The sequence below is a fragment of the Pseudochrobactrum lubricantis genome (assembly GCF_041929865.1).
In the GTDB taxonomy this organism is placed as follows: domain Bacteria; phylum Pseudomonadota; class Alphaproteobacteria; order Rhizobiales; family Rhizobiaceae; genus Pseudochrobactrum; species Pseudochrobactrum saccharolyticum.
The window spans coordinates 39,052-52,078 of the sequence record NZ_JBHEEE010000008.1 but is presented as its reverse complement, the minus strand read 5'-3'; the positions used below and the strand labels follow the sequence as shown (position 1 = coordinate 52,078).

At 53.0% G+C, this 13,027-nt stretch carries 10 protein-coding genes; 4 read left to right on the top strand and 6 right to left on the bottom strand.

The window, feature by feature from the left end; genetic code table 11:
• Positions 1-7 precede the first annotated feature (7 nt).
• Together JNC80_RS15785 and JNC80_RS15780 are read left to right on the top strand one after the other, a co-directional pair.
• Positions 8-1,084 (top strand): YcjF family protein, encoded by a 1,077-nt coding sequence (locus JNC80_RS15785; protein ID WP_376710838.1) that lies wholly within the window; start codon positions 8-10, stop codon positions 1,082-1,084.
• A gap of 280 nt (positions 1,085-1,364) precedes the next feature.
• Positions 1,365-1,901, top strand: a complete 537-nt coding sequence (locus JNC80_RS15780; protein WP_028233258.1) for a hypothetical protein — start codon at positions 1,365-1,367, stop codon at positions 1,899-1,901.
• A gap of 48 nt (positions 1,902-1,949) precedes the next feature.
• Here the strand turns inward: JNC80_RS15780 and JNC80_RS15775 are convergent, their stop codons facing one another.
• The 4 genes from JNC80_RS15775 to folP form a co-directional block, all read right to left on the bottom strand.
• Positions 1,950-2,615, bottom strand: coding sequence for an O-methyltransferase (locus tag JNC80_RS15775; protein WP_376710837.1), 666 nt, complete (start codon positions 2,613-2,615; stop codon positions 1,950-1,952).
• 68 nt (positions 2,616-2,683) lie between these two features.
• Positions 2,684-3,211 (bottom strand): 2-amino-4-hydroxy-6-hydroxymethyldihydropteridine diphosphokinase, encoded by a 528-nt coding sequence (folK, locus tag JNC80_RS15770; RefSeq protein WP_075654932.1) that lies wholly within the window; start codon positions 3,209-3,211, stop codon positions 2,684-2,686.
• Entirely contained in the window at positions 3,208-3,570 is a 363-nt protein-coding gene (gene folB / locus JNC80_RS15765) for a dihydroneopterin aldolase (protein WP_022710840.1), read from the bottom strand. Before folB ends, folK begins: the two co-directional genes overlap by 4 nt.
• A 112-nt stretch (positions 3,571-3,682) precedes the next feature.
• Positions 3,683-4,549: a dihydropteroate synthase gene (folP, locus tag JNC80_RS15760; RefSeq protein ID WP_376710836.1), complete on the bottom strand. Its 867-nt coding sequence runs from the start codon at positions 4,547-4,549 to the stop codon at positions 3,683-3,685.
• Positions 4,550-4,742: 193 nt separating this feature from the next.
• Here folP and JNC80_RS15755 point away from each other — a divergent pair, with 193 nt between their 5' ends.
• Positions 4,743-5,378 (top strand): DUF922 domain-containing Zn-dependent protease, encoded by a 636-nt coding sequence (locus JNC80_RS15755; RefSeq protein ID WP_075654930.1) that lies wholly within the window; start codon positions 4,743-4,745, stop codon positions 5,376-5,378.
• 201 nt (positions 5,379-5,579) lie between these two features.
• On the opposite strand, the gene JNC80_RS15750 is transcribed toward JNC80_RS15755, so the two are convergent.
• Together JNC80_RS15750 and JNC80_RS15745 are read right to left on the bottom strand one after the other, a co-directional pair.
• Positions 5,580-6,605, bottom strand: coding sequence for an NAD(P)/FAD-dependent oxidoreductase (locus JNC80_RS15750; protein ID WP_022710837.1), 1,026 nt, complete (start codon positions 6,603-6,605; stop codon positions 5,580-5,582).
• A gap of 566 nt (positions 6,606-7,171) precedes the next feature.
• On the bottom strand, positions 7,172-7,495 hold the full coding sequence (locus JNC80_RS15745) for a 2Fe-2S iron-sulfur cluster-binding protein (RefSeq protein ID WP_028233614.1): 324 nt from the start codon (positions 7,493-7,495) through the stop codon (positions 7,172-7,174).
• Positions 7,496-8,154: 659 nt separating this feature from the next.
• On the opposite strand from JNC80_RS15745, the gene JNC80_RS15740 reads away from it, so the two are divergent.
• A complete protein-coding gene (locus tag JNC80_RS15740) occupies positions 8,155-12,855 on the top strand; it encodes an apolipoprotein A-IV repeat region-like domain-containing protein (RefSeq protein WP_445482811.1) in 4,701 nt (1,566 codons plus the stop codon).
• Positions 12,856-13,027 lie beyond the last annotated feature (172 nt).

Here is a 13,027-nt window from a genome sequence, read left to right as displayed (position 1 = left end):
AGCAGTCATGTCGGATAAGCCAAGAAAACCCACGAGCTTTAGCGTTGAGTCGCAGGCCGGCATCAGCCAGCAACAGACAGGGGACAGCCAGCCGCAGGCACCACGCAAACCGGTCGCCATCCGCGACCTGTCTGCGGTCACGGCAGAACCGGTAGATATATTCGAGCAGGAGGCGATTGATGCCGGTGCGCAACTGACCCCGCCGCCTGCAAGTCTCCTCAAGCGGCGTTTTACTCTGCGCAGCGTGTTCTTCACCGCACTGGGTCTGTTAATCAGCTTTGCCGTCGGCATCTGGACTGAGGATCTGATCCGCGCCATGTTCAGCCGTGCCGACTGGCTCGGCTGGCTCACATTCGGCGTCGCGCTCATCGCGCTCGCTTCTCTGATTGCACTGGTCGTGCGCGAAGGACTGGCATTACGCCGCCTCTCCGCAGTACAGGAACTGCGTTTTGCAGCAGCAGAGGCCACCGAGCGCAATGATGCGGAGAAAGCCCGTAAAGTAACAGACAGGTTGCTGGAAGTGGCGGCCAGCCTGCCACAGACCGCACGCGGACGCACAACATTAGAAGCACTGCGTGGTGATATTATCGACGGACGCGATCTTATCCGCATTACTGAGCGGGAAATTCTGCATCCGCTGGATCGTGAAGCGCGGATGCTGATCCTCAACGCCGCGAAACGCGTTTCTATCGTCACAGCCGTCAGCCCGCGCGCTTTAGTGGATATTGCCTATGTGATCTTCGAATCATCACGGCTGATCCGCCGCCTCTCCGAGCTTTATGGCTGCCGTCCGGGTTCTTTAGGCTTTTTGCGGCTTGCCCGCAGTGTGATTGCCCATCTGGCGATTACCGGCACCATCGCCATGGGTGACAGCGTGGTTCAGCAATTGCTGGGTCAGGGTCTCGCCTCGCGCCTCTCTGCCAAACTCGGTGAAGGTGTGATAAACGGCATGATGACCGCACGGATCGGCATTTCCGCCATGGATATTGTGCGCCCGCTGCCGTTTGATGCGGAAAAACGCCCGAATATCAGTGACTTTGTCAGCGATATCGTAAAAGCCACAACTCAGAAAAAACCACTCTGAAACCTGTTTATCCCTTGTTTTAATCGTGCTAAGCATGTCGCAGCTAAATGGGTTCATTTAGCGTTTGCGAACATGCGACAATTAAAAAACTCTAGAGCGAACACCATGAATTTCCTTAAATTCAACACGCTCTAGAAACCAGCTGTTAACCATTCCGGCCGATTATAAGGGCTGGTTTTGGTATCTTGTTTGACAGCATTTCGCGCCCTGAAAAGTGATGATGCAGGTCCTGCAAAGAACTGAAAAGCCGCCCTCAAACTATCCGGAACAGAGTTCTGTTATGATTACACGTGCCACTGCCGCCTGCCTTATTTTATTCGCTTCTGCGGCCAGCACTGTTTCTGCGCACGCATCGGATAAAGACGAAGCTTTCTTCCGCAATGTCGAAGGTCAGTGGAGCGGCCCCGGTGAAGTTGTTGCCGGTAAATACAAGGGCACGAAATTCGTCTGCAACCTCTCCGGCACCACGCCGGATGGCAACATTGGCATGACACTCGACGGCACCTGCCGCGTCGGCGTCTTCTCGCAGCCGATGAAAGCAACTGTAGTGCGCACCGGCAAAAGCTATAGCGGCACTTTCAATGACGGCGCAGAAGGCAAAGGCCTGAATGTGACATCCGGTTCGGTCAACGGTAACCGCGTAGTGCTGTCACTGGCACGCAAACAGCTCAACGGCGCGATGCTGGCACGCGTCACCGACCAAAACACCATGAATGTTACCGTGTCGGTCAAAGTTGAAGATACAATGGTGCCGGTTGTCGGCATGAGCCTGAAACGCGTTGACGGCGGCACCGTCAGCAGCATTGCACGCAACTAGAACCCTGCCCCGACAGTTTCGCTCTCGGGGCATTTTTATATCAGGAACTCACTTCACAATCGCCAGCGTAAAACCGTCCCAGCCTTTGGAACCTACGGTTTGCAAAGCTGTTGCCTCAAGGCGTGGCTCGGCCGCCATCATATCAAAAAACCGCCGGACACCGATCACATTGGCATCCTCCGACTGCTGATCAGTCACAGCACCGTTGCGCACGACATTATCGCCGATAATAATTGTTCCTTTGTGGGAAAGTTTCAGCGCCCATTCCAGATAGACCGGATTATTCGGCTTGTCAGCATCAATAAAAATCAGATCAAACGGCGCGCGATCCTGCAATTGCGGCAAGGTTTCCGCTGCCGCACCAATCAGAATTTCTATCTTTTCCGCAACACCGGCGTCATCAATATTCTGCTGTGCGATTTCGGCATGTCTTGCGGAATATTCCAGCGTCACAACCTTACCGCCCTCAGGCAGCGCCCTCGCCAGCCAGATTGTGCTGTAGCCACCGAGAGTGCCGATCTCCAGCACATGTCTGGCATTGCACATTTGTGCAAACAGATTAAGCAGCTTTCCCTGATTGGCCGCCACATCATGGTTCGGCAGCCCTGCATCCGCATTGCGCTGCAACACGGCATCCATGACCGCATCTTCCGCAATCAGCTTCTCAGCCATATAGGCATCAACCTGTTGCCACTGATCTTCTGACTGGTACATAATCACTCCTGAATTTTGAGCAGTTTGATACCATGCCGAAAAGACAGCAGAATGACAGTAACGGGATTTTACAGCCCCGTATCCTGCCACCAGCGATGGCCATAGCTCAGGCGCTGTATCTCACTACTGTCAACTTTTTGCAGAAGGTCAGAGACAATCTCGCCGCGAATTTTCAACTCGGGAGCAATTGTTGCCAGTGGCACCAGCACAAAAGCACGCTGCTCAATGCGCGGATGCGGCAAAATCAGATCCGGCATCTCCAGCGCAAAAACGCTTTCATAAGCCAGCATATCAATATCAATCGTGCGCGGTCCCCAGCGCTCACTGCGCACACGCTTCAACCGCCGCTCAATCGTCTGGGTCACTTCCAGCAATTCCGGCGGTGTTAATATTGTCGAGATTTCAGCACAGGCATTATAGAACCAGTCCTGATCGGTATTTCCCCAAGGCGGTGTACGGAAAACCGGCGAAACGGTTATAACCCTGACATCCTGCCGTTCATCCAGCAGTTGCAGCGCCTGTGCCATTGTCTGCACAACATTTCCGATATTACCGCCCAGACACAGCCAGGCTTTGTGAACCTCGCGTGCTTTCATCTATGCGGCCACCCGACCGTCACTTCAACATAATCCAGCACACCGGCAACCGGCGCATTCGGTTTACGCACGGTAATCTCTGCATGTTGAATTTGCGGAAATGCATCGCACAGTGCTTTGGCTACATCCAGTGCCAAAGCCTCAATCAGATAGCGGCGGGTGCCCGTAATAATCTTCTCGATCATGGAGAAGACAATACCGTAATGCACTGTTTTATCAATATCATCATTATCCAGCGAGTCGCCCGGATCAACCGTCAGCGCGGCATCCACATAGAAACGCTGGCCGAGCTTTTCTTCTTCTTCAAAAACGCCGTGATGCGCAAAAAACGCGCAATTTTTCATACGGATCGTGTACAAAAAGCCCTCATTTCTTTACTTTTTCGTTATGAAACAGCTGTTCATAACCAAAGTTCATCATCGTCTGCCATTCATTCGTCAGCAGACTATACCGCAATTCTGAAAAACCGGTTCACGCTTTTTTTGTAAGAGCTGCGGCATTTAAAACCGCATCCGCCATCATCAGCGCATCACGGTTCAGTGCAACATTATGCACCCGAAAAATATCCGCACCGCTGAGACGCAGCATAACACTGGTTGCCGCTGTTGCCGCATCTCTTTCAGCGGCAATTTCACGACCGCTAACGGCACCGGTGAAACGCTTGCGGGAGGTGCCGACCAGCCATGGTAGGCCAAAACTCTGCAACTGTTCAAATCGTGCCATCAGCTCCACATTCTGCTGCGTGTCTTTGGCAAATCCAAAGCCCGGATCAAGCATGATCTGCCGCCGATCAACACCCGCAGCAGACGCGATTTCCAGAGAGCGCTCTAAAAACACATGCTGATCTTCAATCACATCAGCGGCAACATCTCTGTCCCGTCCGGTATGCATAATCACCAGTCCGGCACCGGTTTCAGCCGCAAGATTGGCAATATCAGGCTCTTTCTGTAATCCCCAGACATCATTCACAATATGCGCGCCAGCTGCGACCGCCAATTTTGCAGTCTGCGCCCGATAGGTATCGACAGAGATCAGACATCCCGTTTCCCGCGCCAGCGCTTCAATCACCGGCAATACGCGATCCTGTTCTTCCTGCGCAGTCACAGTCGCCGCATCAGGACGGGTCGACTCGCCGCCCACATCAATAATCACCGCACCGGCATGCAGCATGGCACGGGCAGAACTCAGCGCTGCATCGAGAGTCTTATGACTGCCGCCATCGGAAAAAGAATCCGGCGTAATATTGAGAATTCCCATAATTACTGACTGAACACCCGTTTCAAGAACGCGTCCGTGCGCCAGCCGCCATTCTCTTTTTATAGGGAAACTCTTAATCATATTCGGAATTAACCTTTTAAAATTGCTTTGCTTTCCAAACCAGCCATAAGTTCTTTACACATTTCATGGACTGATAAAAGCCAATGGCTGATAACAGCAGAATGCAGCAGAAGACAATTCTGCCGTAATTTGTGCTACAACCGGTAATTTCTGAGTGCTCATTCCGTGAGCGCCCGCAATAAAGGAACAGACAATGTCCGGCAAATTTCTCGCGCTTACCCTCACCGGTCTGGTTCTGTTATCCGGCACGCTCGCCTCTACAACGGCAGATGCGGCCTCAGTGACACGGAAATATCGCTATTTTCCGGTTTATGGCACGACAGCAGAGCAGCTGGACAAATCTCTGGCTAAGAACGGTCCGAAACTCAATAATGGTGGTGAAAGCCATCCGGGCGCGACAAAGATCGCTTTTGATGCCCGTGTAAAATACCGTTCCGACGGCAAATATTGCCGTGTCTCTGATGTGCGCGCCAATGTGACCGCCACTATTTCACTGCCAAGCTGGCAGAGCCGTCGCCGTGCCAGTGCCGACACAAGAATGGTCTGGGATGTGCTGGTGAAAGATATCCGCCGTCACGAAGAAAGCCATATCATCATCGCCCGCTCCCATGCTTCGGAACTTGAGCGGCAGATCCGCTCCATGCGTAATGAGCGTGACTGCGCAAAATTGCGCGCCAATGTCGACAAGATCACTGACCGGATTTTTGCCAAGCACGACAAAGCGCAGCAATATTTTGACCGCGTGGAAACCATTAATTTTGAATCGCGGTTTGAAAATCTGATTACCAAAAGCCTTGAGAAACGCCTGCGGCAACAGAAGAAATCCTGAAATTATCAGGTAATAAAAAAGCCCTGCATCACAAATGCAGGGCTTTTTTTATTTTAACTCACATTCAAGCGCCGACGTAAAAAAGTGTCAGGCCGTGGCGAAAATGGTGATTTTTGAGAACCGGCGCGGAGCGTACTTAAAGTACGTGAGCACCGGAAGCGTAAAAAATTGCCATTTGCAGACCGGCATGGCACTTTTTCATTAGCTAACGCCGAGCTTCTTCTGCAGGCTCGTCGACGAAGTCGTGTATTGGAACACAACGCGTTCACCCGGGCTGACGATGCGCTTGGCAGCCTGCGTCATCAGTGCGGCCTCATGGAAACCGGAGAGAATGAGCTTCAGCTTGCCCGGATACCAGTTGATATCGCCAATGGCAAAAATGCCAGGCTCGGAAGTTTCAAACTTCTCGGTATCAACGGTGATCAGGTTCTCGTGCAGGTTCAGACCCCAGTCAGCAATCGGACCGAGTTTCATGGTCAGACCGAAGAATGGCAGCATACGTGTTGCCGGCAAAACAGTTTCGCCGTCAGCACCTTTGATCTTCACAGCGGAGAGATCACCATCTTCACCTTCAAGACCGGATACCTGACCGACTTCAAAGCGAATCTTACCGGCATCAACCAGTTCGAACATTTTCTTCACGCTGTCCGGTGCCGCGCGGAACTCCGGACGACGATGCACAACGGTCATGCTTTTTACGATCGGCTGCAGGTTCAGCGCCCAGTCCAGCGCACTGTCACCGCCACCAACGATTACTACATCCTGATCGCGGAAGGCTTCCACACGGCGCACAGCGTAATAAACGCTCTTGCCTTCATAGGCTTCAATGCCAGGTACCGGTGGACGCTTCGGCTGGAAGGAACCGCCACCGGCAGCAATCACCACAACCTTGGTCTCAAAGACTTCGCCTTCGTCGGTTTCCACATGGAAAGAACCGTCTTCCAGACGCTCAAGCTTGGTCACCATACGGTTGAAATGGAACTGCGGCGAAAACGGCTTGATCTGTTCCATCAGCTTGTCGGTCAGCATCTGACCGGAGATTTCCGGCCATGCCGGAATGTCATAAATCGGCTTTTCAGGATAAAGCTCGGCACACTGGCCGCCCGGACGATCCAGAATATCAATCAGATGGCATTTCAGGTCATACAAACCCAGTTCAAAAACAGCAAACAGCCCGACAGGACCGGCACCGATAATGACAACATCTGTGCGGATAACTTCGCTCATATCTTCAATCTCACTGAATCATAACAGCTGCGCCAGCCATTACGATCTGTCACATTAATCTTATGCTCTGCCAGCTGTCACACAGAACATGCTCTGTAAGTGCTGCCCGCGGGAGAGTGGGGCAACATCAATACCGGAAACCCGCTGATCTCCGGCGATCCTGTGCAATGCATCTGAAAAACTCAGATGAAACAGCACCGGACAAAATTCAACACGAGTTCTATAGTCAAGTTTAATTCAAATGCCTATAGTTTTTGCCGAAATTGATTTCATTAAAAGCATTTTCAGCAAAAGTGGAAACCGGTTTTGCGTAGAACAATGCGTAAAAGCAAAGAATTAGAGCGGTTCCACCGTTTCATCATGACTGGGACCGCTCTAATACCTGATCTTTTTACAGGCATGTTACGGCACTCATTCTAATGCCTGACAAAAAAACAGAGATACAGACACAAAACTGTGTTTAAACCTCTGAATGCGGAATGATATTGCGCCAAAACAAATAAATAAAAAGCGGTCTGCCTTTTATGCAGACCGCTTTAGGAACCGTTACAAATTGTCCGGACAGGTCAGCCCTGACGCTCAGGCACCTGAACAACCAGACCTTCAAGCTCGTCGCGCACGATAATCTGGCAGGACAGACGCGAATTGCCGCGCACATCATAGGCAAAATCCAGCATATCTTCTTCCATCGGCTCAGGACCGCCAACCACATCTGTCCAGTCTTCATCGACATAAACATGGCAGGTTGCGCAAGCGCAGGCACCGCCGCATTCCGCATCAATACCCGGAATACCGTTGCGTATGGCATTTTCCATAACAGTGGAGCCGTTTTCAGCTTCAACTTCATTCCGCATCGCGCCGTCAGCAGAAACAAATGTGATCTTGGTCATGTAGTCATCCTGTAAAATGCCGGCAAAATCATCCGGTGCAGTGCAAACCGCAGCCGATAAAGCTGACACTCTGTAAAAATGTTCGTTGCAGGGCAGATACGTGCTGCAGCCAAGGAGTTCAAGCTGTAAACAGCACCTCCCTGCCCGTCTGCGTCAATTCGATCACTCAGGCACATTCCGAAAGCTGTGAAGCGGTGCTCGGCTGAGGCAAATAGTAAAACAAAAAGACGGAGCCTTTTGTCACTATATATGTTAATCATTTCCGAAAGATTGAGCGCTGTTTCACCGGTGCAGAAGCACTAATTTCTTGCCGGACTATGGCAAAATATGCCACAATTCAGGGCATATTATATTCATATCTGATGTCTGCTTAAAGATTTCCACAATTAGATAACGCTTAAAAAAGCCCGCATTTGCTTTGTTTTCAATGCCCCTACGAGTGCCGCGTTAACCTTATCTTTAAACATTTCATCAACCGCAATTTCCGTAGTTCCCATATGGCTCCGGAAGTTTTAACCTATAGACTGCGCAACGTGTCTTTGTATCTGCCGTTAAGAATTGAGCGGCAGCAATTCAGAGCATGGTTTTTGCGTTAAGTATGAGTACGGGGTAAAACGGCTATGGCACAAAATACAAAAGCGCAAAAGCTTGAGCTTGATATGGAACAGGCCCTCTCTGACGGGCTGGATCTGGATTTCAGCGACGACTTTGAGCTGGATTTGAATTTTGACGCACCTGAAGCAGAATTCTCGCTTGATGATCTGGAAAGCCAGATTTCACGCGCAGCAGAAGAACTGGCACTGGAACAGAACGGCGCTTCAACAATAGCCGCCGCTGCTGCAGGCACTGCCGTTGCCGCTGCCGCCGTGAAAGGCAAAGCTGAGACGCTGGCACAGCCAGAGCCGGAAAAGCCTGTTAAAGAGAAAAAAGCAGAAAAAACCGTTCTGCCTGCCGCACCGGTCACACCGGCTGCGCCTCCTGTTGTTACAGCCTCTGCCAATACCCCGGGCAGCGTGACTGTTTTACAGGCCGCAAACCAGCCGGAAGCCACAGCCCCCGTTCACAGTGTCAAATCTGAAGCAGTATCCGCACGCAGCGATGCAGAAATGCAGGCTGAAACTGTGCTGGCAGATCCTGTAGCTGCACGCCCTTCAGCCTCACAGGCCGCACCTGCTGCCGCAGCCTCCCCGTTTACACCGGCCAATGACGATCTGCGCAACGATAACTTGTTGCTGCGCCGCACCAATGGCCGCAATGCAAATGTGTTCTGGACAACCACAGCCATCAGCGCCCTCTGGACAGCAGGCGGTCTTACCCTTGCCCATGCGCTGAGCCCGCAGGGTCTCACCTCTTTCTCGGCAATCAAAGATTTCTTCGGCACTCCGGCCGGTATCGGCGTTGCAGCCGGTATTGCCGTGCCGGTTGTGATGTTCTGGGGCTTTGCCCAGATGGTACGCCGTGCACAGGAACTGCAATCCGCTGCCCGTCAGATGACTGCCGCCGCCATGCGCCTCGCTTCGCCTGAAGCCGCAGCCGGTGACCGCGTTTCCACGCTCGGTCAGGCCGTGCGCCGTGAAGTAGCAGCAATGAATGAAGGTATCGAGCGCACACTCGCCCGTGCTGTTGAACTGGAAACTCTGGTTCAGACCGAAGTGCATCAGCTTGAGCGCGCTTACAGCGATAATGAAGTGCGCATCCGCGCATTGATTGCCGAACTTGGCAATGAGCGTGAAGCGGTCATCAGCCATGCAGAACGCGTACGCTCCTCGATCTCCGGTGCCCATGAGCACCTCAAGACTGAACTGTCTTCGGCCAGCGATATCATCCGTGACAATGTTCTCACCGTTTCCAGCGAGCTGACCTCTTCCCTGTCCCATGCAGGTGAAACAATGATCAGCCGCCTGAATGAAAGCGGCGCGGCCATTTCCGAGGCGATTGATACCCGCAGCACAGATATTTCGACACGCATCAGCTCTTCGGGCGGTGATTTTGTTGAAATCCTTGATACACGTATCGCCACATTGGAAGAACGTTCACGCGGCCTCACCGAGACCCTGACCGAAGCGCTGGATGCACGTACATCCAACATCGCTTCGCTGCTCGGCGATGCAACCATGAATATGGTCACCGAATTCGATCAGCGTCTGGCCAATCTGAACGCCACACTGGCAGAACGCGGCCATTCGCTGCTCAATGAATTTGAAGGCCGCGCACAGGCAATCGACAGCAGCACTGAGAAACTCAATGCCGCTCTGGAAGTCCGTTCGCGTCAGATCAATGAAAACCTGATTGCCCGTACCCGTGAGATTGCAGAAACCTTCTCCGGTGTGCGTTCGTCCATCAGCACTGTAGTTGACGAAACCAAAGACAAGCTCAACGGCGAATTGTCAGGCATTACAGATTCTGTTGCCGGTCTGCTCAATGACCGCGCCGGTCACTTCATCGCTCAGATTGCTGACAGCCGTGAATCCCTGTCATCGACACTCTCCGGTGAAGCTGACCGCATTGCAGCTGCAATGCAGCAGCACAGCCAGACGATTACAGAGCGTGGTGCCGATATTGAACGTGCCATTGCAGGCAATGCAGCCAATCTCGACCAGACTGCCAGCCAGCATGCCGCTATTCTGGAACAGCGCACCAATGATATGCGTGAAGCAATGGCTGCCCATAATGCCAAGCTCAACGATATTTTTGCGGAAGAGGAAGGCCGTTTCGAAGGCCGCACCTCAGCTCTCAAGAGCTCGCTCGACCAGCAGCATGCGGAATATGCGCGGGCACTGGATGAGCGTAATCAGCAATTCTCTGACAGCCTGCAGAACAACAGCGCTGCTGTCAGCTCGCTGCTGAATGAACATATCAATACTGTCGGCGACCGCGCCTCGCAATTGCAGGCAGCGATGCTGAGCGGTTCTGAAAGCCTTGATGCCAATCTGCGTCAGCACAGCGATACGCTGGTACAGCGTACTGTTGCCCTGCAGGATGCTGTTGCCAATGCAACCGGCGTATTGCAGAGCTCTTTTGACAATCAGACCGGTATTATTGAAGAACGCACCTCCACCATGGAACGCGCTCTGAGCATCGGTGTGGACAATGTTCGTAAATCGCTGGAGCAGAGCGCTTCGGTGGTTGCCGGAACACTGCGTGAGAAAATCACAGAAGCTGCCGGTTCGCTTACTGCAGAAGCTGCCAAGGCCGGTGATGCACTGCATGGCTTTGGTGAAAACTTCAATGACCGCCTGATTGAAAATCTGGCCGGTACAGAAGCCCGCCTCGGCGAACGCGCCAGCCAGATTGCATCCGGTCTGGAAGCGATTGAAACCCGCCTCACCGGCGAACTCAGCGGCATTGAATCGCGCATTGCGGAAACCGCATCGCGCACCAGTGACGTGCTCGGCTCCCATAGCGAAGCTTTCAGCGCCCGTGTTCTGGAAAACCTGTCCGGCACAGAAGCCCGCCTCACTGAACGTGCGGAAGCCATTGCTTCCGGCATCAATGATGTAAGCAACCGTCTGACCGGTGACCTCAGCGGCATTGAAACACGGATTGCGGAAACCGCATCCCGCGCCAGCGATGTTCTTGGCTCCCATAGTGAAGCTTTCAGCGCCCGTGTTCTGGAAAACCTGTCCGGTACCGAAGCACGCCTGACTGAACGCGCTGATGCGATTGCCATGGGTCTTGGTGAAATCGGTTCGCGCATTACCGGTGAACTCGGTGTGATCGAAGCCCGTATTTCTGATGCGACACAGAATACCTCTTCCACACTGGAAGAACGTACCCGTGAGCTGAATGCGGTTCTCGCAGCCCGCTCGCAGGAAATCACCCGTATTCTGGCCGATACCGCAGAACCTCTGGTACAGCGCCTTGCCGATAGCGGTCAGGGTCTTGCAAGCCAGCTGGAAGAAGCAACCCATGCAGCAACCGACCGCCTGCGTTCGGAAAATGCAGCACTGGTCAATGCACTGGCCAGCCGTACGGCTGAAACCATTTCTGCGGTGCAGGAAGCCAAGTCCAGCCTGTCCGATGGTGTTGGCGGCCTGATTGATCGTCTGGCAAGCTCCAATGCGGAACTTGGTCAGCTGATCGACAAAGCCACACTCAACCTTAACGATATTGATACACGTCTGGTTGAAACAACGTCGAACTTTGCTGACAGCACCAACAAGGCTGCGCAGATCTTCTCCAGCTCCAGTGTTGTGATCGATAATAACATCGGCGCCCTGCGCTCGCTCTCCGGCAACACGCTGTCGCAGATTGCGGATATCGCCAAGCGTTTTGAAGATCACAGTGCGGTTCTGTCCCGTGCATCTGACCTGATCAACACAGCTCAGAATGGCCTGACTGACACATTGTCCGACCGTCAGGATGCTCTGGAACGTCTGTCTGCCGGTCTGCTTGCCAAATCTGAGAACATTGAGAAAGTAATGCAGGGCTTTGAAACCCTTGTTACTTCCGCTCTGGAACGCACAGAAGGCCGCACACGCAACTCGACCGAACAGCTGCGCGCTGCCATTTCCGAAGTTGTGGAACAGGCCAGCCAGAAATTTGCAACAGCAACGGATGAAATCCGCCGTTCGGCCGCTGAAATCCGCGGTGAACTGGATGCAACCCGTGGCGAGCTGAAGCGCGGCGTATTGGATATGCCGGCGGAAGCCAAGGAATCCACCACTGCAATGCGCAAGGCGGTTTCCGAGCAGATCAATGCGCTGAAAGAACTGGCATCCATCGTCAACAAATCCGGCCGTCTGGTCGATGTGGGCGACAGCCGTGCAGACCGCACTATTGCAAAACAAACAGCCGCAGCGCAGCCTGCTCCGGCCTATGTTGCACCAGTGGTCACGCAGACTGCGGCTCCGGTACAGCAGCCACAGAGCTACACAGTTTCCGCAGCACCTGCTCCACAGGAAAGCGCACGCGGCGGCTGGGTTTCCAATCTGCTGGCACGCGCTTCCGCAGATGAGGAAACAGCTTCGGCACCGCGCAACCAGAGCAATGTAACACCGCAGCGTTCAGCCGCCCATGTGGTCGACAGCCTGAACTCCCTGTCGGTTGATATTGCCCGTGCGATTGATCATGAAGCATCGGTAGAGCTTTGGGATCGCTACCGTCGCGGTGAACGCAATGTCTTCACCCGCCGTCTCTACACTCTGAAAGGTCAGCAGACTTTTGAAGAGATCAAACGCAAATACCAGATGGATGGCGATTTCCGCCGTGCGGTAGACCGCTACATGGATGATTTCCAGCGCCTGCTGGAAGATGTTGCCCGTAATGATCGTGATAATATGGTCACCCAGACCTATCTCACATCAGATACAGGCAAAGTCTACACCATGCTGGCACATGCATCGGGTCGTCTGCGTTAACCGGATACCACATTCAGAAAGGCGGGATTTTTCCCGCCTTTTTTATTTTCTGACGCCCCCTGACAAAGCGTCTCAGCTGCTCATAATTTTACCATACCGCTCTTGCCAAATGACGGGGCAGAGCTTCTATAGTGAGTTCTACAGAATTACATTGCGGCATGTCATTTGCTGC

Excerpts from the sequence above, each read along its gene's own strand:
- folK (WP_075654932.1), bottom strand. The coding sequence starts at position 3,211 with ATGAAAGCACGCGAGGTTCACAAAGCCTGGCTGTGTCTGGGCGGTAAT.
- JNC80_RS15775 (WP_376710837.1), bottom strand. The coding sequence starts at position 2,615 with ATGTACCAGTCAGAAGATCAGTGGCAACAGGTTGATGCCTATATGGCT.
- JNC80_RS15780 (WP_028233258.1), top strand. The coding sequence starts at position 1,365 with ATGATTACACGTGCCACTGCCGCCTGCCTTATTTTATTCGCTTCTGCG.
- JNC80_RS15755 (WP_075654930.1), top strand. The coding sequence starts at position 4,743 with ATGTCCGGCAAATTTCTCGCGCTTACCCTCACCGGTCTGGTTCTGTTA.
- JNC80_RS15745 (WP_028233614.1), bottom strand. The coding sequence starts at position 7,495 with ATGACCAAGATCACATTTGTTTCTGCTGACGGCGCGATGCGGAATGAA.
- JNC80_RS15750 (WP_022710837.1), bottom strand. The coding sequence starts at position 6,605 with ATGAGCGAAGTTATCCGCACAGATGTTGTCATTATCGGTGCCGGTCCT.
- folP (WP_376710836.1), bottom strand. The coding sequence starts at position 4,549 with ATGATTAAGAGTTTCCCTATAAAAAGAGAATGGCGGCTGGCGCACGGA.
- JNC80_RS15785 (WP_376710838.1), top strand. The coding sequence starts at position 8 with ATGTCGGATAAGCCAAGAAAACCCACGAGCTTTAGCGTTGAGTCGCAG.
- JNC80_RS15740 (WP_445482811.1), top strand. The coding sequence starts at position 8,155 with ATGGAACAGGCCCTCTCTGACGGGCTGGATCTGGATTTCAGCGACGAC.